General features: G+C 61.8%; 13 protein-coding genes. 7 read left to right on the top strand and 6 right to left on the bottom strand.

Features of this window, described 5'->3' with window-relative positions:
• Positions 1–10: 10 nt before the first annotated feature.
• Both BMZ42_RS07650 and BMZ42_RS07645 read right to left on the bottom strand, forming a co-directional pair.
• A complete protein-coding gene (locus BMZ42_RS07650; RefSeq protein WP_091520591.1) occupies positions 11–916 on the bottom strand; it encodes a DMT family transporter in 906 nt (301 codons plus the stop codon).
• A 63-nt stretch (positions 917–979) separates the two neighbouring features.
• Complete coding sequence (locus tag BMZ42_RS07645) at positions 980–1,762, bottom strand: GGDEF domain-containing protein (protein ID WP_091520589.1); 783 nt, start codon at positions 1,760–1,762, stop codon at positions 980–982.
• Between the two features lie 48 nt (positions 1,763–1,810).
• Between BMZ42_RS07645 and BMZ42_RS17970 the strand changes: the two genes are divergently transcribed.
• Both BMZ42_RS17970 and BMZ42_RS07640 read left to right on the top strand, forming a co-directional pair.
• The gene (locus BMZ42_RS17970) at positions 1,811–1,963 is read left to right on the top strand and encodes a hypothetical protein (RefSeq protein WP_175556660.1); all 153 of its coding nucleotides are present in this window, start codon (positions 1,811–1,813) and stop codon (positions 1,961–1,963) included.
• 9 nt (positions 1,964–1,972) lie between these two features.
• The gene (locus BMZ42_RS07640; RefSeq protein WP_091520585.1) at positions 1,973–2,680 is read left to right on the top strand and encodes a pyrimidine 5'-nucleotidase; all 708 of its coding nucleotides are present in this window, start codon (positions 1,973–1,975) and stop codon (positions 2,678–2,680) included.
• Between the two features lie 41 nt (positions 2,681–2,721).
• On the opposite strand, the gene BMZ42_RS07635 is transcribed toward BMZ42_RS07640, so the two are convergent.
• Entirely contained in the window at positions 2,722–3,564 is an 843-nt protein-coding gene (locus tag BMZ42_RS07635; protein ID WP_091520582.1) for an LOG family protein, read from the bottom strand.
• A gap of 152 nt (positions 3,565–3,716) precedes the next feature.
• Here BMZ42_RS07635 and dapD point away from each other — a divergent pair, with 152 nt between their 5' ends.
• Both dapD and BMZ42_RS07625 read left to right on the top strand, forming a co-directional pair.
• A complete protein-coding gene (gene dapD, locus BMZ42_RS07630) occupies positions 3,717–4,571 on the top strand; it encodes a 2,3,4,5-tetrahydropyridine-2,6-dicarboxylate N-succinyltransferase (RefSeq protein ID WP_091520580.1) in 855 nt (284 codons plus the stop codon).
• A gap of 57 nt (positions 4,572–4,628) precedes the next feature.
• Positions 4,629–5,009 (top strand): DUF805 domain-containing protein, encoded by a 381-nt coding sequence (locus BMZ42_RS07625; protein WP_091520577.1) that lies wholly within the window; start codon positions 4,629–4,631, stop codon positions 5,007–5,009.
• A 9-nt stretch (positions 5,010–5,018) separates the two neighbouring features.
• On the opposite strand, the gene mutS is transcribed toward BMZ42_RS07625, so the two are convergent.
• A complete protein-coding gene (gene mutS, locus BMZ42_RS07620) occupies positions 5,019–7,667 on the bottom strand; it encodes a DNA mismatch repair protein MutS (protein WP_091520732.1) in 2,649 nt (882 codons plus the stop codon).
• Between the two features lie 203 nt (positions 7,668–7,870).
• On the opposite strand from mutS, the gene BMZ42_RS07615 reads away from it, so the two are divergent.
• The 3 genes from BMZ42_RS07615 to BMZ42_RS07605 all read left to right on the top strand — a co-directional run bounded on the left by BMZ42_RS07615 (position 7,871) and on the right by BMZ42_RS07605 (position 20,832).
• Entirely contained in the window at positions 7,871–10,156 is a 2,286-nt protein-coding gene (locus BMZ42_RS07615; RefSeq protein ID WP_091520575.1) for an NADP-dependent malic enzyme, read from the top strand.
• A 216-nt stretch (positions 10,157–10,372) separates the two neighbouring features.
• On the top strand, positions 10,373–18,853 hold the full coding sequence (locus BMZ42_RS07610) for a glycoside hydrolase family 94 protein (protein ID WP_091520573.1): 8,481 nt from the start codon (positions 10,373–10,375) through the stop codon (positions 18,851–18,853).
• 188 nt (positions 18,854–19,041) lie between these two features.
• A complete protein-coding gene (locus tag BMZ42_RS07605) occupies positions 19,042–20,832 on the top strand; it encodes a glucan ABC transporter ATP-binding protein/ permease (RefSeq protein ID WP_091520570.1) in 1,791 nt (596 codons plus the stop codon).
• Positions 20,833–20,916: 84 nt separating this feature from the next.
• Here BMZ42_RS07605 and bfr read toward each other — a convergent pair whose 3' ends face one another.
• A complete protein-coding gene (gene bfr / locus BMZ42_RS07600) occupies positions 20,917–21,402 on the bottom strand; it encodes a bacterioferritin (protein ID WP_091520568.1) in 486 nt (161 codons plus the stop codon).
• Positions 21,368–21,679, bottom strand: coding sequence for a (2Fe-2S)-binding protein (locus BMZ42_RS07595; protein WP_091520566.1), 312 nt, complete (start codon positions 21,677–21,679; stop codon positions 21,368–21,370). Before BMZ42_RS07595 ends, bfr begins: the two co-directional genes overlap by 35 nt.
• Positions 21,680–21,741 lie beyond the last annotated feature (62 nt).

Raw genomic sequence — 21,741 nt, 5'->3', positions numbered from 1 at the left:
TCACGCCCGATCAGCCAAGCAGGACCAGCACCAGAATTCCTGCAACGATCAGGATGCAGCCAGCCGTCTCGATCCGGTTGATCTTCTCTTTGAAGAAAAAGACCGAGGCGGCAAAGGTGAACAGCATCTCCACCTGCGCCAGCGCCTTGACCACGGCAGCCTGCTGAAGCGTCATCGCCATGAACCAGCCAAACGAGGCGGTTGCACCGACAAAGCCGGTGAACAGCGCCACCTTCCACGCCTTGGCGATGCGGCCGATTTCGGCGCGGTCGCGCCACGCCATCCAGCCGCCCATCGCGATCGTCTGGATGGAAAGCGTGAAGACCAGCACCATGGCCGCCTGCATCATGAAATTCGGGCCTTCCAGCGCCAGGGATGCCGAGCGGTAGGACACCGCCGACACGCCGAACAGTGTGCCTGAAGCAAGGCCGATCAACGAATTGCGGGCAAACAGCGAACCGACAAGGTTGCGCCATGTCATCTGCATGTGCGCGACGGAAATCAGCATCACGCCGAACACGCTGATGACAATCGCTGCAATCGCGCCGGCCGTCAGCCGCTCACCGAGAAAGATCAACGCAAACACGGCGGCCTGCGCGGGCTCGGTACGCGAATAGGCGGTGCCGACCGCAAAATTGCGGTAGGAAAACAGGTAGATCAGCAGGAAGGTCGCGGAAATCTGGGCGAATGCGCCAATGAAAACGCAGAACAGGAAGGTCGGGTTGATCGCAGGGATACGATAGCCCGCACCGACATGCAGGAACCACAGATAGACAAAGGCGAAGGGCAGACCAAACCCGAAGCGAACAAAGGTCGCTCCGGTCGTGCCCATCACGGATTTCAGGTGTTTTTGCGCAGCCGACCGCAGATTTTGCAGGAAAGCTGCAGCGATCGTGATCGGTATCCAGAGTTCCATGTCGTCCCCCGCAGGTTGCGAGGTGGGCGTAGCCCGCGCGACGGCCCGGTGGCAAGAGCCACATCAGGCGGCGAGCGGTGCTCCACCCTCAAAGACAACCCGGTTGCGACCATTGCGTTTGGCAAGATACAGGTGACGGTCTGCCTCGCGCATGAGATCAGACAGTGAATTCTGCGCTCTCAGGCGCGATGCGCCGATGCTGACGGACAGGGGCAGGACCTGCCCCTCGCCGGGCGAAAACCTGATGGCCTCGACGCTGAGACGGATACGCTCGGCGACGATCATCGCTTCTTCCGTATCAGTTCCCGCCAGGAACGCCGCAAACTCCTCGCCGCCAATACGCCCGACGAGATCGTGCTCACGCACCGATTTTGCAATTGCTTCGGACATCAAGAGCAATGCGACGTCACCCTGAGGATGACCGTGCGTATCATTGATATATTTGAAATTATCGGCATCGATGATCAGCAGAACGCCCGCATCGGTGCGGCGGCGCGCATTTTTCAACGCCTCGAAAAACGCCTCGCGGTTGAGAAGTCCGGTCATGTCGTCAAGGCGCGCCTTGGCCGACAATTGCGCATGCACACGCGCAAGCTCCATATGCGCTTCGGCAAGGCGATTGTGCGCAAAAGTCAGGTCGCTCAACGCATTGCGCAGCCGCTTCTGCTGCCAGAAAGTGAAAAGTCCGGCCGGGAACGCGACCACGAGTGGCGTGACAGCGCTCATCACGATGGCATTACCTTCCACCACGCCACCGAGCAGAGGCACTACGGTCATGACCAGCGCGAATGATGAGATGGCCGCAGCGACGGCAAGCGCGGCAGCCTTCACGACGATGTTACGCATAGTTCCCCCAGTTTTCAGGCCGCGAAACTGCCCGAGGAAAGTGAAGAGATGCTTTCCGCGCAGGCAGAATTTTTAATTGAAGTGGCGATTTTCCGGATTCACGGCAATTTTCTGGGGATAACTTTTAAACTTGAAGTATCGCGCGACAGGCAGCGCGCCACGTGTCTGCAGCCGCTTCATTCGCAGCCGGTTTTCGGCTAGGCTCCGTCCATGACCAACAGTCCCGATCCGCGCCGTTTCGCGCATGTCACCGAGTGGGTTTTCGACCTCGACAACACGCTCTATCCCCACCACTCGAACCTCTTCTCGCAGATCGACGTCAAGATGACGGCCTATGTGTCGGAGCTTTTGCAGCTGCCACGCGATGAAGCGCGCGCGCTGCAAAAGGAACTCTACAAGGAATACGGCACCACGCTGAACGGTCTGATGACCCGTCACGGCATCGATTCGGACGACTTCCTCAACAAGGTGCACGACATCGACTATTCATGGGTCGATCCGAACCCGGCGCTGGGCGAGGCGATCAAGGCACTGCCGGGACGCAAGTTCATCTTCACCAATGGCGATCGCGGCCATGCGGAGCGCACCGCGCGCCAGCTCGGCATCCTCGACCAGTTCGACGAGATCTTCGATATCGTGGCCGCGGGACTGACCCCCAAGCCGGCGCGTGAAACTTACGACAAGTTTGTCGGCCTGCATCGCGTCGACACCCCCAATGCGGCGATGTTCGAGGATCTGGCACGCAACCTGTCGGTTCCCAAAGCGATGGGGATGGCGACAGTCCTGATCGTGCCGCGCAATTTCGAGCCGACATTCTCGGAAATCTGGGAGCAGGACCCGACTTTTGAGGACGATGTCGATTTCGTCACCGACGATTTGACGTCGTTCCTCAACACCATTCTGGCCGATATCGGCTGACGGCGCTGGGCCGCTCGGCAGACGCCGACCGGCCCTTTTTTTCAAGCGAGCTTGTAGAAATCGCGGATGATCGCCCAGGCTTCATCGGCGGTATCGACCGCATCGATGATGTCTTCATCGCCGGGCGAAATCGTGCCCTGCTCGGCGAGATAGTCGATGTTGATCGCCTTGCTCCAGAATTCCTTGCCGAACAGGAACACCGGCATGCGTTCCATGCGGCCGGTCTGGATCAGCGTCAGCGTCTCGAAGAACTCGTCCATCGTGCCGAAGCCGCCGGGGAAGATGGCGATGGCTTTCGCGCGCATGATGAAGTGCATCTTGCGGATCGCGAAATAGTGAAAGTTGAAGCATAGCTCCGGCGTGACATAAAGGTTGGGCGCCTGTTCATGCGGCAACACGATGTTGAGGCCGATCGACGGCGCACCGCAATCCGCCGCGCCGCGGTTGCCCGCCTCCATCACGCCCGGCCCACCACCGGTAACGACGACATATTCGCGATAATAGGTGGTGGCTGAATATTCCGAGCACAGCCGCGCGAACTTGCGCGCCTCCTCGTAATATTTGGCATTGGCGAGAAGGTTCTTCTTCTGAGTCTCGTTCTTGGCCGCCCAGGCGTCACCGCCGGGTTCGGGAATGCGCGCCCCGCCAAACAGCACGACCGTGGAGCGGATGCCACGCTCGGCCAGCGTCATTTCAGGCTTGAGCAATTCCAGCTGCAAACGCACCGCGCGCAATTCGCGCTGGGTCATGAAATCTTCGTCGTCCCACGCAAGCCGATAGGCCGGCGCGCGCGTCTGTGGCGTGTCCGGCACGAGTTTCGCCCGCTCCAGGTCTTCATCTGAATGCGGCAGCGGCGTCCAGCCGGTCTTGTCCTCCGGGATCATCTTCTCGCGGTCCTGTCATTTTATGCTGCAGAGCAGCAATCCTGGAATTGACCCTCAACTTCGCATCGCATAATTTTTGCGCCGATCCAGAGGGGGCCACGTTACGTACAGCCTATGGCTCGACCCTTAACAGCCTGTAACGGAGCTTTTCAATGACAAAGCCTGACCTGTCATCCCTCGAAACCATCATCAACCGTGCCTTTGATGAGCGCGACAGCGTCAACGCCGCCACGCGTGGCGAAGTTCGCGACGCGGTCGAAGCGGCGCTTGAACTCCTTGACAAGGGTGCGGCGCGCGTCGCCGAACGCCAGGCCGATGGCAATTGGACCGTCAATCAATGGCTGAAGAAGGCCGTGCTCCTGTCGTTCCGCCTCAATCCGATGGAAATCGTCAAGGGCGGACCGTCTGAGTCCGTCTGGTGGGACAAGGTGCCATCAAAATTCGATCGCTGGTCGGCGAACGAATTTGAGAAGGGTGGCTTCCGTGCCGTTCCCGGCAGCATCGTGCGGCACTCCGCCTATATCGCCCCCGGCGCGATCCTGATGCCGTCTTTCGTCAATCTGGGCGCTTATGTCGGCGAAGGCACGATGGTCGACACCTGGGCAACGGTCGGCTCCTGCGCCCAGATCGGCAAGCATGTGCATCTTTCCGGTGGTGTCGGCATTGGCGGCGTTCTCGAACCTTTGCAGGCCGGCCCGGTGGTAATCGAGGACAATTGCTTCATCGGCGCACGCTCGGAAGTCGTGGAAGGCTGTATCGTGCGCGAGGGCGCGGTGCTTGGCATGGGTGTCTTCATCGGCCAGTCGACCAAGATCGTCGACCGCGCCACCGGCGAAATCTTCTATGGCGAAGTTCCGCCCTACTCGGTGGTCGTCGCCGGCAGCATGCCGGGCAAGCCGATGGGCAATGGCGAACCGGGTCCGAATCTTTATTGCGCCGTCATCGTCAAGCGCGTGGATGAAAAAACCCGGTCAAAGACATCGATCAATGACCTTCTGCGGGATTGATCCGCACGTCCACACACGCCATCTTGCCGGCACGATCCCTTCCAACGGAGCATAAACTTGCCCGCCTCCCAGATTTTCTGGCTTTTTTTCGGCTTTTCAGGCCGCATCAGCCGCGCCGCCTATTTCTTGGCAGGAATGCTGATGATGATTGTCGTCGTGTTCTTTGCTTACCGGATGATGCTGATTCAGGAGGTCGGCGGCTCCGGCTCGATCTGGGAAACGCTGTTCAGCCTCGCGCTGCTGGTGTCGTTGTGGGCACAGGCAGCGTTGGGGGCAAAGCGCCTGCATGATCTCGACAAGCCCGGCATCATGGCCGCGCTCCTGTTCGTGCCGATGCTGAACTTCCTCGCCTTCGTCGCTTTGTGCGTCGCGCCGGGCACTATGGGGCCCAACCGGTTCGGACAGCACACCAACGCCCCTGGGCCTGCAAGGGCGTGATCGCCAGTCCTATCTTGAGGCGCTCAGTTCCTTGAGACGGTAGAGCGCCTCAAGCGCCTCGCGGGGCGACATCTCGTCCGGGTGCAGGGCAGTTACCGCCTCGACCAGCGCATCATTGGCCACGGGCTTTTCCGCCTCGCGCCGCGCGGCAATCGAAAACAGCGGCAGGTCGTCGACGAGGCGGGCTGCCTTGCCCGAAGTCTCGCCCTCTTCAAGCTGGCGCAGCACCGCACGCGCGCGCTCGACCACCGCATCGGGAAGACCTGCCAGGCGCGCGACCTGCACGCCATAGGAGCGATCCGCCGCGCCCTTGCCGACTTCGTGCAGGAAGACCACGTCGCCCTCCCACTCCTTCACCCGCATGGTGACATTGTGCAGGCGCGCAAGCTTGTCGGAGAGCGCCGTCATTTCGTGGAAATGCGTGGCAAAGATCGCCCGGCAACGGTTCTTTTCGTGCAGATACTCCACCGCCGCCCAAGCAATGGACAGGCCGTCGAACGTGGCGGTGCCGCGCCCGATCTCGTCCAGAATGACGAGGGCGCGCTCGCCCGCCTGGTTGAGAATTGCCGCCGTCTCGACCATCTCCACCATGAAGGTCGAACGTCCACGCGCCAGATCGTCAGATGCGCCGACGCGTGAGAACAGCCGGTCGACCACGCCGATATGTGCCGAGGACGCCGGCACGAATGATCCCATCTGCGCCAGAATGGCGATCAGTGCGTTCTGACGCAGGAATGTTGACTTACCGCCCATATTCGGGCCCGTCAGCAACCAGATTGCACCATTCTTCGCACCATCGTCAGGCGACAGGTCACAATCATTGGCAACGAACGGGTCGGCGAGCTGGCGGCGCAATGCCTGCTCGACGACCGGGTGGCGGCCACCGTCGATGCGGAATGCCAGACTGTCATCGACCTGTGGGCGGCAGTAATTCTCGCTCGCGGCAAGGACCGCCAGCGCTGCCGCGACATCGATTTGCGACAGCGCATCCGCGCCCGCGCGGATCGCGTCGGCGTGCGAGACGGTCTCCGCGAGCAGGGCGTCGAAAATCTCAAGCTCGATCTGCAATGCGCGGTCGGCCGCGTTGGCGATCTTTGTCTCCAGCCCGGCAAGCTCGGTCGTGGTGAAGCGCATCGCGCTCGCCATCGTCTGACGATGGATGAACCGCGCCTTGGCCTCGTCGGTGCCGTTCATGATTTCGGCGTGGTTGGCCGTCACCTCGATATAGTAGCCAAGCACGTTGTTGTGCCGGATCTTCAGCGACCTGATGCCGGTTTCCTCGATCAGCGCCCGCTCCATCTCGGCGATGACGCGGCGCGACTGGTCGCGCAACGCACGCATCTCGTCGAGTTCGGCGTTGTATCCGGCGCGCACGAAGCTGCCGTCGCGCTTGAGGAGCGGCAGTTCGTCCGCCAGCGCCCGGTCGAGATGCGCGGCAAATTCCTGTGGCAGCGCGCTGATGGCCTTACAGGTCGTGCGCAGATCATCCGGCAACAGCGCCTGATCGAGCACGTCGAACACCTGCCGCGCGGCTGTCATCCCCGCTTGCAACGCGCCAAGATCACGCGGGCCGCCACGATTAAGCGCAAGCCGCGACAGGGCGCGTGGCATGTCCGGTGCGCCCTTGAGAACCGCGCGCAACGCTTCGCACAACCGCGTCTCAGCAAGCAGCATCGAAACGGCATCGAGCCTTGCGTTGATTTCCACTGGGTCCGTGAGCGGCGAGGTGAGCCGTTCGGCCAGAAGCCGTGCGCCGCCACCGGTGACAGTGCGGTCGAGCGCCTTCAGAAGCGAGCCATCGCGGCTGCCGGAAAGCGTGCGTGTCAGCTCCAGATTGGCGCGGGTTGCGGCATCAATGAAGAGGCTGGCGCCGCTCTCTTCGCGTTCGGGCCGCGCCAGAGGTGGCCGCTCGGAAATCTGGGTTTTCTCGACATAGGCGATTGCGCCTGAAATGGCCGACAGTTCCGCGCGCGAGAACTGGCCGAAACTGTCGGGCGTCGCGACGTCGAAGAAGCGGGCGATGCGCGACGATGCGGCAGCGGAGTCAAACAGCGTTGCAGGTTGCGGCGTGGCGGTGCGGCCAAGCACATCGAACACCGGGCGCAGGTCCGGATCGTAAAACACCGGATCGGGCACGATCAGTTCGCGCGGGTCGACACGCAAGACGTCGGTCAGCAGACGGTCGGCACTGGTCTCGGCGACGCGGAAGGTGCCGGTGGAAATGTCGATCCACGCCAGCGCATAGCTGTGCTCGGCACCCTTCACCCGCCCCAATGCCATCATGTAATTGGCCTCGGACGGCGCAAGCAGCCGATCCTCGGTGATCGTGCCGGGGGTGACGAGGCGCACGACGTCGCGCTTGACCACCGACTTGGAGCCACGCTTGCGCGCTTCGGCGGGATCCTCGACCTGCTCGCACACGGCAACGCGATAGCCCTGCCCGATCAGCTTTTGCAGATAGTCGTCGGCGGCATGCACCGGCACGCCGCACATCGGGATGTCTTCGCCGTTGAGCTTACCACGCTTGGTCAGGGTGATGCCGAGCGCGCGGCTGGCAATTTCGGCGTCCTGAAAGAACAGCTCGTAGAAATCGCCCATGCGATAAAACAGCAGCGAATCGGGATTCGCCTGCTTGATTTCGATGAATTGCTCCATCATCGGCGTCGCCCCCTCGGCGGAGGGGATGGCAGGCGCGACAGAAGCAAGGGCGATGGGCGACGCGTCGTTCAAGGTCTATTTTGCCTTTTCGGAGAAACAGTTTCCTGCTTGGCGATTTACACGAGACAAGTGTAGCCTTAATCGATGCGACTTCGCAAAACTCCACAAGATCGCGCGCCGACGGGGAAGGACACAGACATCACATGCCGTTGAAAAATTCGACCACGGAGGAAGGCCCCTCCGTCAGCCCGCAGGAAGCACTTGATTTCCATTCGGCCGGACGTCCGGGCAAGCTTGAAATCAGCCCGACGAAGCCAATGGCAACGCAGCGCGACCTGTCGCTGGCCTACTCGCCCGGCGTGGCAGTGCCGGTCAAGGCAATCGCCGAGGATCCCTCACGGGCCTACGACTACACATCGCGCGGCAACATGGTCGCGGTGATTTCCAACGGCACGGCAATTCTCGGGCTCGGCAATCTTGGCGCGCTGGCCTCCAAGCCGGTGATGGAAGGCAAGGCAGTGCTGTTCAAGCGCTTCGCCGATGTCGATGCCATCGACCTTGAAGTCGACACCGAAAATGTCGACGAATTCATCAACTGCGTGCGCTTTCTCGGGCCTTCGTTCGGCGGCATCAACCTTGAAGACATCAAGGCACCAGACTGCTTCATCATCGAGCAGCGCCTGCGCGAGATCATGGACATCCCCGTCTTCCACGACGATCAGCACGGCACCGCCATCATCGCCGCTGCCGGCCTCATCAACGCGCTGGAGATCACCGGCCGCGACATGAAGACCGCCAAGCTCGTCTGCAATGGCGCTGGCTCTGCCGGCATTGCCTGCATCGAGCTGGTCAAGGCGATGGGTTTTGATCCGCAAAACGTCATTCTCTGCGACACCAAGGGCGTGGTCTACAAGGGCCGCACCGAGGGCATGAACCAGTGGAAGTCGGCCCACGCCATCGAAACCGACAAGCGCACGCTCGCCGACGCGATGGACGGCGCAGACATCGTGTTCGGCCTGTCGGCCAAGGGTGCCTTCACCGAGGCGATGATCCAGTCGATGGCCAAGAACCCGATCATCTTCGCCATGGCCAATCCCGACCCGGAAATCACGCCGGAAGAAGTCGCCGAAATCCGTACCGACGCGATCATGGCGACGGGCCGCTCGGACTATCCGAACCAGGTCAACAACGTTCTCGGCTTCCCCTATATCTTCCGTGGCGCGCTCGACGTGCGCGCAACCACCATCAACGATGCGATGAAGGTGGCTGCCGCCGAGGCGCTGGCCGCTTTGGCGCGTGAGGATGTGCCGGACGACGTTGCCGCCGCCTATCGCGGCAACCGCCCCAAATTCGGCCCGAACTACATCATCCCGGTGCCATTCGATCCACGCCTGATCTCCGCAATCCCGGCGGCCGTTGCCCGCGCGGCGATGGACTCGGGCGTTGCCGGCCGGCCGATCCTCGACATGGAGAAATACCAGCACGAGCTGTCCGCACGCCGCGACCCGATCGCTTCGACCCTCCAGCGGATCAACGAGCGGGTGCGTCGCCAGCCCAAGCGCGTCGTCTTCGCCGAGGGCGAGGAAGAACAGGTGATGCGCGCCGCGGTTTCCTATGTGAACCAGAAGTTGGGGACGGCCATCCTCATCGGTCGCGACGAGGTCATCAAGGAAAACGCCCGCAATTCGGGCATCGATCTCAACCGGGCCGGTATCGAGATCATCAATGCCCGCCTGTCGCGTCGCAATGCGGTCTATGCCGACTATATCTATGAGCGGCTGCAGCGGCAGGGCTACCTGCTGCGCGACGTCCAGCGTCTGATCAACAATGACCGCAACCACTTTGCCGCGTGCATGGTGGCACTTGGCGATGCCGACGCGATGGTGACGGGCGTGACCCGCAACTATTCGACCGCGCTGGACGATGTGCGCCGCGTCATCGACGCCCGTCCCGGTCATCGCGTCGTCGGCGTGTCGATCGCCCTGTGCCGTGGGCGCACGGTCATCGTCGCCGACACTGCGGTTCACGACATGCCCGACGCGTCCGAGATCGCCGACATCGCGGAGGAAGCAGCAAACTTTGCCCGTCGCATGGGCTACGAACCACGCGTCGCGATGCTGGCCTATTCGACATTCGGCCATCCGCAGGGCGAGCGCTCGGCGCGCGTACAGGAGGCGGTTCGCATCCTCGACAAGCGCCGCGTCGACTTCGAGTATGACGGCGAGATGGCGGCTGACGTCGCGCTCAATGCCGATTTGATGAAGCAGTATCCGTTCTGCCGTCTTTCCGGCCCTGCCAACGTTCTGGTGATGCCAGCCTATCACTCGGCTTCCATCGCAACCAAGATGCTGCAGGAACTGGGCGGATCGACGATCATCGGACCGCTTTTGATCGGCCTCAACAAGTCGGTCCAGATCGTGCCGCTGAACGCCAAGGACTCGGTCATCGTCAACATGGCGGCGATTGCCGCCTACAATGCCGGCGCCTGACGCCAGATAGGCTAAGTCCTTAATACGAAAAGCCGCGTGCCATCTGGTGCGCGGCTTTTTTCATTCGTGCGACGCACGAGCGAGTATGACGCGCCGCAACAAAACTTGTCCCGCCAAAGAGCCTCCAGGGGGAACCTTTTCCTCGCTGAAACGATTAAAGGACATTCCGCTACATTCAGGCCTTGCGGCCGTCATTCTTTTGCGAGCCTCCGCGTTATGAATATTCAGGCCGGCCCTGTTTTTCGGACCCCACCAGCAAATTCGGCACCAGATGCCACCGTCCCGATCCGAGCCGCCGTCACACATTATGGCGATTTGCGCCTTCTTGGTGCTGCTGTTGCCCATGGCACATGCGAACATATCCATGATCTCGTGAACTATGAGCCAAGGACACGGACGAAGGAAAACGCCGAGCGTATCCGCGAGGTCGTGCATGTCCTGAACCTTGCACAGCAGAGCGGGGAGAGCGTCACGCCAGCGGCAGAATGGCTGCTCGACAACGCCTATGTCGTCGAAGAGGCCATCAGCGGAATCCGCCGTGACCTGCCACCCCGGTTCTACCACCAGTTGCCACTGCTGGAAGGCAGGGGTGTTCCCAGGGTGCTCGCCATTGCCTGGGCCTATGTCGCGCATACCGATAGTTCGGTGTCGCCGGAAACGTTCAAGGCGATCGTCGACGGATTTCAGCAGGAACAGCCGCTGCGCATCGGCGAATTGTGGGCGCTGCCATCGATCCTGCGTTTCGTGCTGGTCGAGAATCTGGGCCGCCTCGCCACCCGCGTCGCCAGAGCACGCGAAATGCGACTGGCTGCCAACGCCGTCGCCGACCTGCTGGCCATCGCGCCGGAAGATGAACAGGCGGCCTTCCTGAAGCAGAATGCTGACAAGGCGGGCGACCACACTTTTGCAACCCAGCTGCTGCACCGCCTGCGTGACGGCTCGCATATTTCAAGGCGCGGGCTGACATGGCTCGAAAGCGAGCTGGAGGCGGTCGGGACGGACGCGGAAGAGATTACGCTCGCCGAACATGCCAATCTGTCAGCCGGAAACGTGACCACCGGCAACATCATCAAGGGTCTGCGCAAGGTCGACGACATCGACTGGACTGCCTGGTTCGAGGAAGTGAGCCGGATCGACGCACTGCTGCGCGAACGCACTGATTTCGCATCGCTCGACTTTCCCTCACGAGATGCCTATCGCGGCGCGATCGAAAAGCTGGCGAAGCGATCCGGGCGCGAAGAATATGACGTTGCCCAGCGCGCCATCGACATGGCGTGCGAGATGTCGGCGGCGGACGGCGCGGTCCCCGCGCTCGACATTGGAGACCTGCTGGTCGGCCCCGGCAGGGTGCGGCTGGAACAGGATCTGGGGTGCACCCAGCCTCTGCGCACGCGCGCCGTGCGCTTTATGCGCCGGCTCGGCTGGCCGGGCATGGCCCTTTCGATCCTTGCGCTCACATTGCTACTCATGTGGGCAACGACAGTCGCGCTTGCGGAGTATGGCCTGACACCCGGCGCGCTCTGGATGCTGGTGCTGCTGTTCGCCCTGCCAGCCAGCGAAGCGGCCACAGGCATGTTCAACTCGCTGGTCACGCTGTTCATCAAACCGACGCGGCTGATCGGCTACGACTACAAGGACGCGATTCCTGACGATGCGCGCACGCTCGTCGTCGTACCTGTCCTCCTGGGAAGCCGCGACGATGTCGATGAAGCCATCGACAATATCGAGGTGCATTACCTCTCCAACCGCAGCGGCGCAGTCCATTTTGCCGTGCTATCCGACTGGGTCGACCACAACGCGGAGCAAAAGGATGGCGACGAAGACCTGCTCGACCATGCCAGAAACCAGATCGCCAGGCTCAACGCGCGCCATCCGGGCGATGGCGGACATGTGCGTTTCTTTCTGCTGCATCGCCGCAGGCTCTACAATTCGGCGGAAGGCTGCTGGATGGGCTGGGAGCGCAAGCGTGGCAAGCTGCATGAGCTGAACACGCTGCTGCGTGTCGATGCCGACACCACCTTCCTGCCATCAGCCGATCCGCTGCCCGGCGATATCGTCTATGTGATGACCGTCGATTCCGACACGCGGATGACACGCGGCGCGGTCGCCAAGCTGGTCGGCAAACTGCATCACCCGCTCAATCATCCGGTCATCGACGCGCAGAACCGGCGCATCACCTCAGGCTACAGCATCCTGCAACCGCGCGTGACGCCATCGCTGACAACGGGCGACGAAGCCTCGTTCTTCCAGCGCGTTTACTCTGCCAATCGCGGCATCGACCCCTATGTCTTCGCCGTTTCCGACACCTATCAGGACCTTTACGGCGAGGGCACCTTTACCGGGAAAGGTCTTTATCACATCGATGCGATGGAAGCGGCGCTCAAGGACCGCTTCCCCGAAAACGCCATCCTCAGCCACGATCTGATCGAAGGCGCCTTTGCCAAGGCAGCGCTCGTCACCGATGTCGAGCTGATCGAAGACTACCCGACCCGCTATCTCGTCGATGCGTCCCGCCACCACCGCTGGACACGCGGCGACTGGCAGCTCCTGCCATGGATCTTCCGGCTGTCCTACGGCGTCCCGGCCCTCTCGCGATGGAAGATGGTCGACAATCTGCGGCGCGAACTGTTGCCGATCCTGTGGATCGCAGCGTCGATCTGCGGCTGGACGGTTCTACCCTTTACCCAGGCCGCGCAATGGCAGGCGCTGCTGGTGCTGAGCCTTTTCCTGTCCCTTACCTTCGGCATCGTCAACTCGATCCTTCCGGGTGATCCGGAAGCGACGCTGAAGAACCACATGGCAGCGTTTGCACGCGACTTCGCCTTCGCCAGCGCCCAGGTAGCGACCAAGATGGTGCTGATTGCGCATCAGGCATGGTCTACGGGCGATGCCATCGTGCGTACGCTTTACCGGCTCTTCGTCAGCCGCCAGAACCTCCTGGAATGGCGCACCGCTTCGCAGGCAGCGCGTGGTGGTGACGGTCTTGGCGTACACTACCGCACCATGTGGGGCGTTCTGCCGGTCGCCGCTGCCGGTCTGCTCATACCGCTGATGACCGATACCACCGGCACCTTCGTTGCGGTCTGTTTCGCTCTGTTCTGGGCAGGATCGCCAGCCTTTGCATGGCTCATCAGCCGCTCCGCCGAAACGGAAGACCGGCTGGAGATGCGCGCCGAAGACGCGGTCGCGCTGCGCACCATCGCGCGGCGCGCCTGGCTCTATTTCGAGACATTCGTGACCGAGGAGCACAACATGCTCCCGCCGGACAATTTTCAGGAAGTGCCGGTTCCGGTGATCGCCGCCCGCACCTCGCCCACAAATGTCGGCGTCTACATGCTGTCGGTGATCAGCGCACGCGACTTCGGCTGGCTGTCCTTGTCGGAAACGCTTCAGCGACTTGAACAGACGCTGGGCACGCTCGAGAAGATGGAGCGCTATCGCGGCCATCTGTACAATTGGTACGAAACGCGGACACTTCGTCCGCTCCATCCGCTCTACGTCTCAGCGGTCGACAGTGGCAACCTTGCGGGCCATCTGATCGCGGTTGCCGCTGCCTGTGGCAAATGGGCCGAAGCCCCCGCCGCTTATCTTCAGGGCGACTATAACGGCATTCTCGACGCCACGACCATCGTGCAGGAAACGCTGGCAGCCCTTCCCGACGACCGCCGTTCACTGCGCCCGCTGCGCAGCCGTCTGGTCGAACGGATCGAAGGGATGCACCGCACCGTCAACACGATCATGAGCGAGCCGGAAACGGCCGCGATCCGCACGATAAACCTCACCGTCGCGGCGCGTGACATCACCAAGCTCGCCACCGCGCTGCATGAGGAAATTCGCTCGCCAATCAGCGATCAGCTTGCCTTGTGGGCGCGCAAGATCGAAGCGGTCTGCGAAGCGCATCTGGCGGATTCGCATGTTGAAAGCGGTGCAAACCTGCGCGAACGCATGACCACGCTCAGCCAGCGGGCACGCAAATTCGCGTTCGAGATGGATTTCTCGTTCCTCTTGCGTGAGGAGCGCAAGCTTTTGTCGATCGGCTATCGCGTGTCGGAAAACCAGCTCGATGAAAGCTGTTACGATCTGCTGGCTTCGGAAGCCCGCCTGACAAGTCTGTTCGGCATCGCCAAGGGCGACTTGCCAACCGAGCACTGGTTCCGCCTTGGCCGTCCGGTGACACTGATCGGCTTCGGCGGCGCGCTGGTCTCGTGGTCCGGCTCGATGTTCGAATATCTGATGCCACCACTGGTGATGAAGGAGCCGCTGGGAGGCATCCTCAACCAGACCAGCAATCTGATCATCCAGCGCCAGATCGCCTATGGCCGCGAGAAAAATGTGCCGTGGGGCATTTCCGAAGCGGCTTACCATGCCCGCGACCGCGACATGACCTACCAGTACACGAATTTCGGCGTACCTGGGCTCGGGCTCAAGCGCGGGCTGGCGCAGAACACGGTGATTGCGCCCTATGCCAGCCTGCTGGCGGCGCAGTTCCGTCCCGCGGAAGCGGTGGCAAATCTGCGGCGCCTCCAGCGCGAGGGCGCGCTCGGACGCTATGGCTTCCACGATGCTGTCGATTACACCCCTGCCCGCGTGCCGGACGGGAAAAAAGGTGCGGTCGTCTACAACTACATGGCGCACCACCATGGCATGTCGATTGTCGCTGTCGCCAACGCGATCTTCGAAGGTCGCATGCGCGACCGCTTTCACTCCGATCCGGTGATCGAAGCGGCAGAATTGCTGCTGCAGGAGAAAGCGCCGCGTGAAGTGCCGGCGATGCCGCTGCGCGCCGAAACCGGCGACCGGCTGCAGCCAAAGGACGTGGAGGACCGGCCCGACTCGCGCCTGATCCTCGACCCGCTCGAAAGCCCGATCGCCACCAACATCATGTCGAACGGCCACTACAACGTCATGGTCACGGCCACCGGCACCGGATACAGCCGCGCTGACCAGACTGCTGTGACGCGCTGGAATGCCGACGCCACCGAAAACCGCAGCGGCACCTTCCTGTTCATCTCCGAGCCCGACACAGGCGACTGGTGGTCGGCGACAGCCGAGCCAAAACGAGCACCGGGCGAGACCAGCCGCGCCTTCTTCTGCGACGACAAGGCGACCTTCTCAAAGACGGTCGGCACCTTGCGCTCACAGGTCGAATGCATCGTCGTCTCCGAGGCGAATGGCGAGGCGCGCCACATCACCATCTGGAACGATGGCGACAAGGACCGCCAGATCGAGGTGACGTCTTTTGCCGAACTGGCGCTGAACTACGAGGCCGCCGACAACGCCCATCCGGCTTTCTCGAAGATGTTCGTCGAAACCGACATCAGCGGCGACGACGGCGCAACCATTTTTGCGGAACGCCGCCAGCGCAGCAGTGGCGATCCGACCATCGCGCTGGCGCATTTCGTGACGTCGACAGCCGGGGTCACGCGCGACGTTCAGGCCGAGACGGACCGGCGCGCATTCATCGGGCGCGGACGCTCCATCGCCAATGCCGCCGCCTTCGAGCCCGGCGCGCAACTCACCGGCTCGCGCGGCTTCACCCTCGACCCGATCATGGCGTTGCGCGCCAAGGTGCGGGTTCCGGCAAGAAAGAAGGTAACGCTTACCTTCTGGACACTGGTCGCCGCCAACCGGGCCGATGTCGAGGAGGCCACCCGCCGCTTCGTTCACAGCGAAAGCTATGAGCGGCAGGAAACACTGGCCTGGACCCGCTCGCAGGTTCAGACCCGCCATGTCGGCATCACCCTGTGGGAAGCGGCCGTGGTTCAGAAGCTGGCCCGCTATCTGCTGTTTTCCGATCCGGCACTGCGCGCGCCCGCCGAGACCATCGCGTCCGGTCTGGGACGCCAATCCGCCTTGTGGCCGATGGCGATCTCCGGCGACTTCCCGATCTTCGCCTTGCGCATCAGCGACGTCGCCGATCTTCCAATCGTTGCGTCGGCATTGCGAATGCAGGAATATCTGCGCGCCCACGGCCTGATGGCAGATCTGGTGATCGTCAACGAGCAGGCCGCGTCCTATGTGCAGGACTTGCAGCAGTCGATCGAACTGCTCTGTGACAATGCCCGCCTGCGCGGCAGCGAACTGGGGCCGCGTCAGCACATCTTCGCGGTACGCCGCGACCTGATGGACGATGCGTCCTACCAGACGCTGATCGGTGCCGCCCATGTCGTGATGCACACCCGCAACGGCCCCATCCTGGCGCAGATCGAACGCGCCGAAAACGCCACCTTCCTGGCCGAACCGTTGCCGGCACGCCTCAGCGCGCAGCCGCAGTCGTCCTGGTCCGCCCCCGCGGTCAACGCGCACGGCGATGATTTGTCGTTCTGGAATGGCTATGGCGGCTTTTCCGACGAAGGACGCAAATATGTCGTGCGCCTGTCCGGCGATACCGTGACACCGCATCCATGGGTCAATGTCATCGCCAACGAAACATTCGGGTTCCATACCTCTTCGGAGGGCGCATCATGGACGTGGAGCCGAAACAGCCGCGACTATCAGCTGACGCCATGGTCGAACGATCCGGTGACCAACCGGCCCGGCGAGGCAATCTACATTCACGATCTGGAATCCGGAGAGACATTCTCGCCGCTCGCCTGTGTGTTCCGCTCGTCCGGCATCGTCTATGAAGCCCGCCATGAGCGCGGCGCATCGACCTTCACTGCGCAAAGCGGCGGGCTGACAACGGAACTGATCCAGCTGGTGGATCCCGATGTAGCGATCAAGGTCCAGCGACTACGCCTGACCAATGACACCGGCCGCACGGTCAGGTTGCGCATCTACGCCTATGCGGAATGGGTGCTGGGCAACAATCGCGCCAAATCCGCGCCCTATATCGTGCCGGGCCGCGAACCGGCGACCGGAGCGTTGACCGCGCGCAATCCCTACCATCTCGAATTTGGCGACCGGGTCGCATTCCTTGCCTGCGATGCCGGCGAGCAGAGCTACACCTGTGACCGGGCCGAATTTCTCGGGGCCGGCGGCGCAAGCGTTGCCCCGCGCATCGTCAGCCGAGGGCTGCCTTTGTCCAACACGGTGGATGCCGGACGCGATCCATGCGCCGCCATCGCCGTCGACGTGACACTGGAACCTGGAGCCAGGTCCGAGCTGCATCTGCTGCTTGGCGATGCCGGCGCGCAGGAGGACATCGGAAAGCTTGTCGGCGAGCACTTCGCACGGGACTTCAACACCCGCCTGCGTGCCAACAAGGAACGATGGGACCGTTTCGCCAGCGCGTTGCAGGTTCAGACCCCCGACCCGGCATTCAACGCGATGGTCAATGTCTGGCTGCCCTATCAGGCCTATGCCTGCCGCATCCGCGCTCGCTCCGCCTTCTATCAGGCCAGTGGCGCCTACGGCTTCCGCGATCAATTGCAGGACACGCTGGCGCTCTTGCTGCACGATCCGTCGCTGGCCCGCGCGCAGATCATCAACGCCGCCTCGCGCCAGTTTCCCGAAGGCGACGTGCAGCATTGGTGGCTGCCGGGGACCGGCGCCGGCGTACGCACGATCATCTCCGATGATGTGGTGTGGCTTGCCTATGGCACACATCACTATGTCAAGGTCACTGGCGACACGTCGATTCTCGACGAGGTCATCGCCTTCATTCAGGGGCCCCAGTTGAAGGATGGCGAGCACGACGCTTTCTTCACTCCTGAAATCCTGCCCGAAAAAGTATCGCTCTACGAACATTGCGCGCGCGCGCTTGATCTGGCGATCAAACGTACCGGAGCCAACGGCCTGCCGCTGATCCTTGGCGGCGACTGGAACGACGGCATGAACCGCGTGGGCGAGGCAGGACGCGGCACCAGCGTCTGGCTCGGCTGGTTCCTTCTGAAGGCGCTGCGGGATTTCTCCACCATCGCCAAAGACAGGAGCGACTTCGACCGTGCGCTCGCGTGGATGAACCATGCCAAGCAGCTCAAGAAGGCGCTCGAAAGCGCAGGCTGGGACGGCGAATGGTATCGCCGCGGCACATTCGACGACGGCACGCCGCTCGGTTCCGCCTCATCAGAGGAGTGCCGCATCGATTCCATTGCACAATCATGGGCCGTGCTGTCGGGAGCTGGCGATGAGAAGCGCGCGCAACAGGCGCTCGACAAGGTGATGGAGACCCTCGTCGACAAGGATCTGCGGATCGCACGGCTGTTCACGCCGCCTTTCGAAAAAACGCCCAAGGAGCCCGGCTACATCAAGAGCTACCCGCCCGGCGTGCGCGAAAATGGTGGCCAGTACACCCACGCCGCCACCTGGCTCGTCGCAGCGCTGGCGGAAAGCAAACGCGCGGACGAGGCATGGGAGCTCTTCTCCATGCTCAATCCCGTCAGTCACGCGGTCGATCGCGAGTCGGCCGACCGCTACCGGGTCGAGCCATATGTGGTCGCCGCAGACGTCTATTCCGAAAGCGAGCGTGGCGGGCGCGGCGGCTGGACCTGGTACACGGGTTCGGCTGGCTGGCTCTACCGTGTTGCGGTCGAGAACATTCTCGGACTGCGCCGCGAAGCCGACATGCTGACGTTCAAACCTGCCCTGCCATCGTCCTGGAACGATTTTGCAGCGCACCTGAAAATCGGCGAAGCGGACTACAACATCCGGGTTCGGCGCGGCCAGACCCAAGCGCTTGAGGTCGATGGCGCCGCCCAAAATCATGTTGCACTGCAACATAGCGGCACTTATGAGGTCGTTGTGACGACGCCCTAGGATGGGCGCCGTCACAAACTTGCCATTTTACGTTATATTTCAGCCTGTTACACGATCACGAAACGTATCGTCGTGTCTTTCTTCTTGTTGACGGAACTGCAACCGAATCACAATTTGTCCATTGTGAAGGGACATGCCTAAGCTTAGCGTCGCGCCCCGTTGATGCGCCGCACAATCGCGAGGAAGCTGTGTCCCTTCTACAAATCTATTGGAGAGCTCTGGAGTATCTTGCGGTCGAACGACGCCGTACGATTCTGCTCTGCTCGGCCAATGTCGCTCTTGCTGTCGCCATGATCGCAGAGCCGGTTCTGTTCGGGCGGATCATTCAGGCCATCGCCGCGCAAGGCGACGTGGTGTGGGAAGTCGGGCTGTGGGCCGCGCTCGGCATTTTCAATATCGTTGCCGTGGTTCTGGTGGCGCGCGGGGCAGATCGCCTCGCCCATCGCCGCCGCACCGAAGTGCTGTCCGATTCCTTCGAGAAGGTCATCACGATGCCGTTGTCATGGCACCATCGCCATGGCACCTCGCAGTCGCTGCATACGCTGCTGCGCGCGGTTGAAACGCTGTTTTCGCTATGGCTGGAATTCATGCGCCAGCATCTGTCGACCGCGATCGCGCTGATGCTGCTGATCCCGACCGCGCTGGCGATGGACTGGCGCATGGCTGGCGTCTTGCTGTGCCTTGGCGTCTGCTATCTCTCGATCAGCCGCGCGGTGATGGCCCGGACCAAGGAAGGTCAGGCTGCCGTCGAACAGCATTATCACCGTGTGTTCTCGCATGTCAGCGATTCCATCGGCAACGTCTCGGTGCTGCAGAGCTACGGACGTCTGGCGCAGGAAACCGAAGCGTTGCGCCGCTATACCGCCGACCTGATCGACGCGCAGTTTCCGGTTCTGAACTGGTGGGCGCTGGCAACCGCGCTGCATCGTCTGGCGGCAACGCTGTCGATGATGATTGTCCTGATCATCGGCGCGCTCTTAGTGCAGAACGGCCATTTGCGCATTGGCGATATCGTCGCCTTCACCGGCTTTGCCACGCTGCTGATCGGTCGTCTCGACCAGATCACCGGCTTCGTCAACCAGGTGTTCGAGGCACGGGCAAAGCTGGAGCCGTTCTATGCGCTTGAAGATGCAGTGGCCGAGCGCACCGAGTCTTCGGACGCACGTCCAGTGGGCCGCCTGCGCGGCGACGTCACGTTTGAAAATGTCAGCTTCCATTTCCCCGATTCAGGCGTCGGTGTCGAAGACATCTCCTTCCATATCCCCGCAGGCAAGACCGTCGCCATCGTCGGCCCGACCGGCGCTGGCAAGACGACACTGATCAACCTCCTGCAGCGGGTCTATGATCCCAAATGCGGCAGCATCCGCGTCGATGGCATCGACACGCGCACCGTCACACGCAAGTCGCTGCGCGACCAAATCGCTACGGTGTTTCAGGATGCCGGCCTGCTCAATCGTACCATCGAGGCAAACATTCGCCTTGGACGCGAAGAAGCCCACTATGACGAAGTGCATGCCGCCGCCACCGCCGCGGCTGCGCAGGACTTCATCCTCGCCAAGACCGACGGCTATGACACGGTGGTCGGCGAGCGTGGCGGCCAGCTCTCAGGCGGCGAACGCCAGCGCATCGCGATTGCCCGCGCAGTGCTGAAGGACGCGCCGATCCTTGTGCTGGATGAAGCGACCAGCGCGCTCGACGTGGAGACCGAACTAAGGGTCAAGGAAGCGATCGACAAACTGCGTGCCAACCGCACCACCTTTGTCATCGCCCACCGCCTGTCGACGGTTTCCGATGCTGACATCGTCATCTTCATGGAACGCGGCCGGATCGTGGAGCTGGGTGGTTTCCAGGAACTGGCCATGCGCGACAAGGGCCGCTTTGCCTCGCTGCTGCGCGCCGGTGGCCTGCTGGATCAGAAAGATCGCCTCAAGGCTGTCCCACTGGTCGACGCGCCTGAGCTGTCGCCAGAAGCCGCCTGACCCGGCTGATAGATTGCCTCCCAAGGCAAACGGCCCGCCAGCGCAATGCTGACGGGCCGTTTTTATTGCTTGAGTATGTGAGTCTTACTCTGCTTCGTCAGCCGGAGTTGCGTTGAGCAGGCCGTACTTCTCTTCGCCGAGCTTGTTCATCAGGTCGAGCTGCGTTTCGAGGAAGTCGATATGGCCTTCCTCGTCTGCGAGCAGTTCTTCGAACAGCTTCTGCGTCACGTAATCGCCGAGTTCGTTGCAGATCTCGCGCGACTTCTTGTAGGAAGCGCGCGCGTCATATTCGCCGGCCAGGTCTGCTTCCAGAACTTCACGGACATTCTGCCCGATCCGCAGCGGACCCACCTTCTGAAGGTTGGGGTGACCTTCAAGGAAAATGATGCGTTCGATGATCTTGTCGGCGTGCTGCATCTCCTCGATGGATTCGGCACGCTCCTTGTTGGCGAGCTTCTTGTAGCCCCAGTCGTCGAGAAGGCGATAGTGCAACCAATACTGGTTGACCGCGCCAAGCTCCAGAAACAGGGCTTCGTTAAGCCGCTCGATAATCCGTTCTTCGCCCTTCATGGTGTATACTCCCGAATTGGCTGCGCAATCCACGCACGCGATCCAAAAATGGTAAGATCTCTGCCTCGCCGGCACCCAGTCGCCGGTGATAGTCTTCGGTCACCCGAATGATCGTTTCCACCACATTTGGAAAGCAGCCGCAACAACGGCCTCGCTTTTTCAGCGTATGATACACCTTTGCGGGCACGATGAGCTGCCACGCATCCTGATCGAGAAGCTCCACGATGGTGCTCTCGATTTCTTTCTGAGTAATCAGGTTGCAGTGACAAACCAGCATCGAAACACTCTTTGGCTTGGTCGCCGGGCGTTGGCGACCGGGCTATGCACTTAACGTTGGAC

The sequence above is a fragment of the Aquamicrobium aerolatum DSM 21857 genome, assembly GCF_900113935.1.
Taxonomy (GTDB): domain Bacteria; phylum Pseudomonadota; class Alphaproteobacteria; order Rhizobiales; family Rhizobiaceae; genus Aerobium; species Aerobium aerolatum.
The sequence above is the reverse complement of the archived record's forward strand: the minus strand, read 5'-3'. Positions and strand labels throughout refer to the sequence as shown.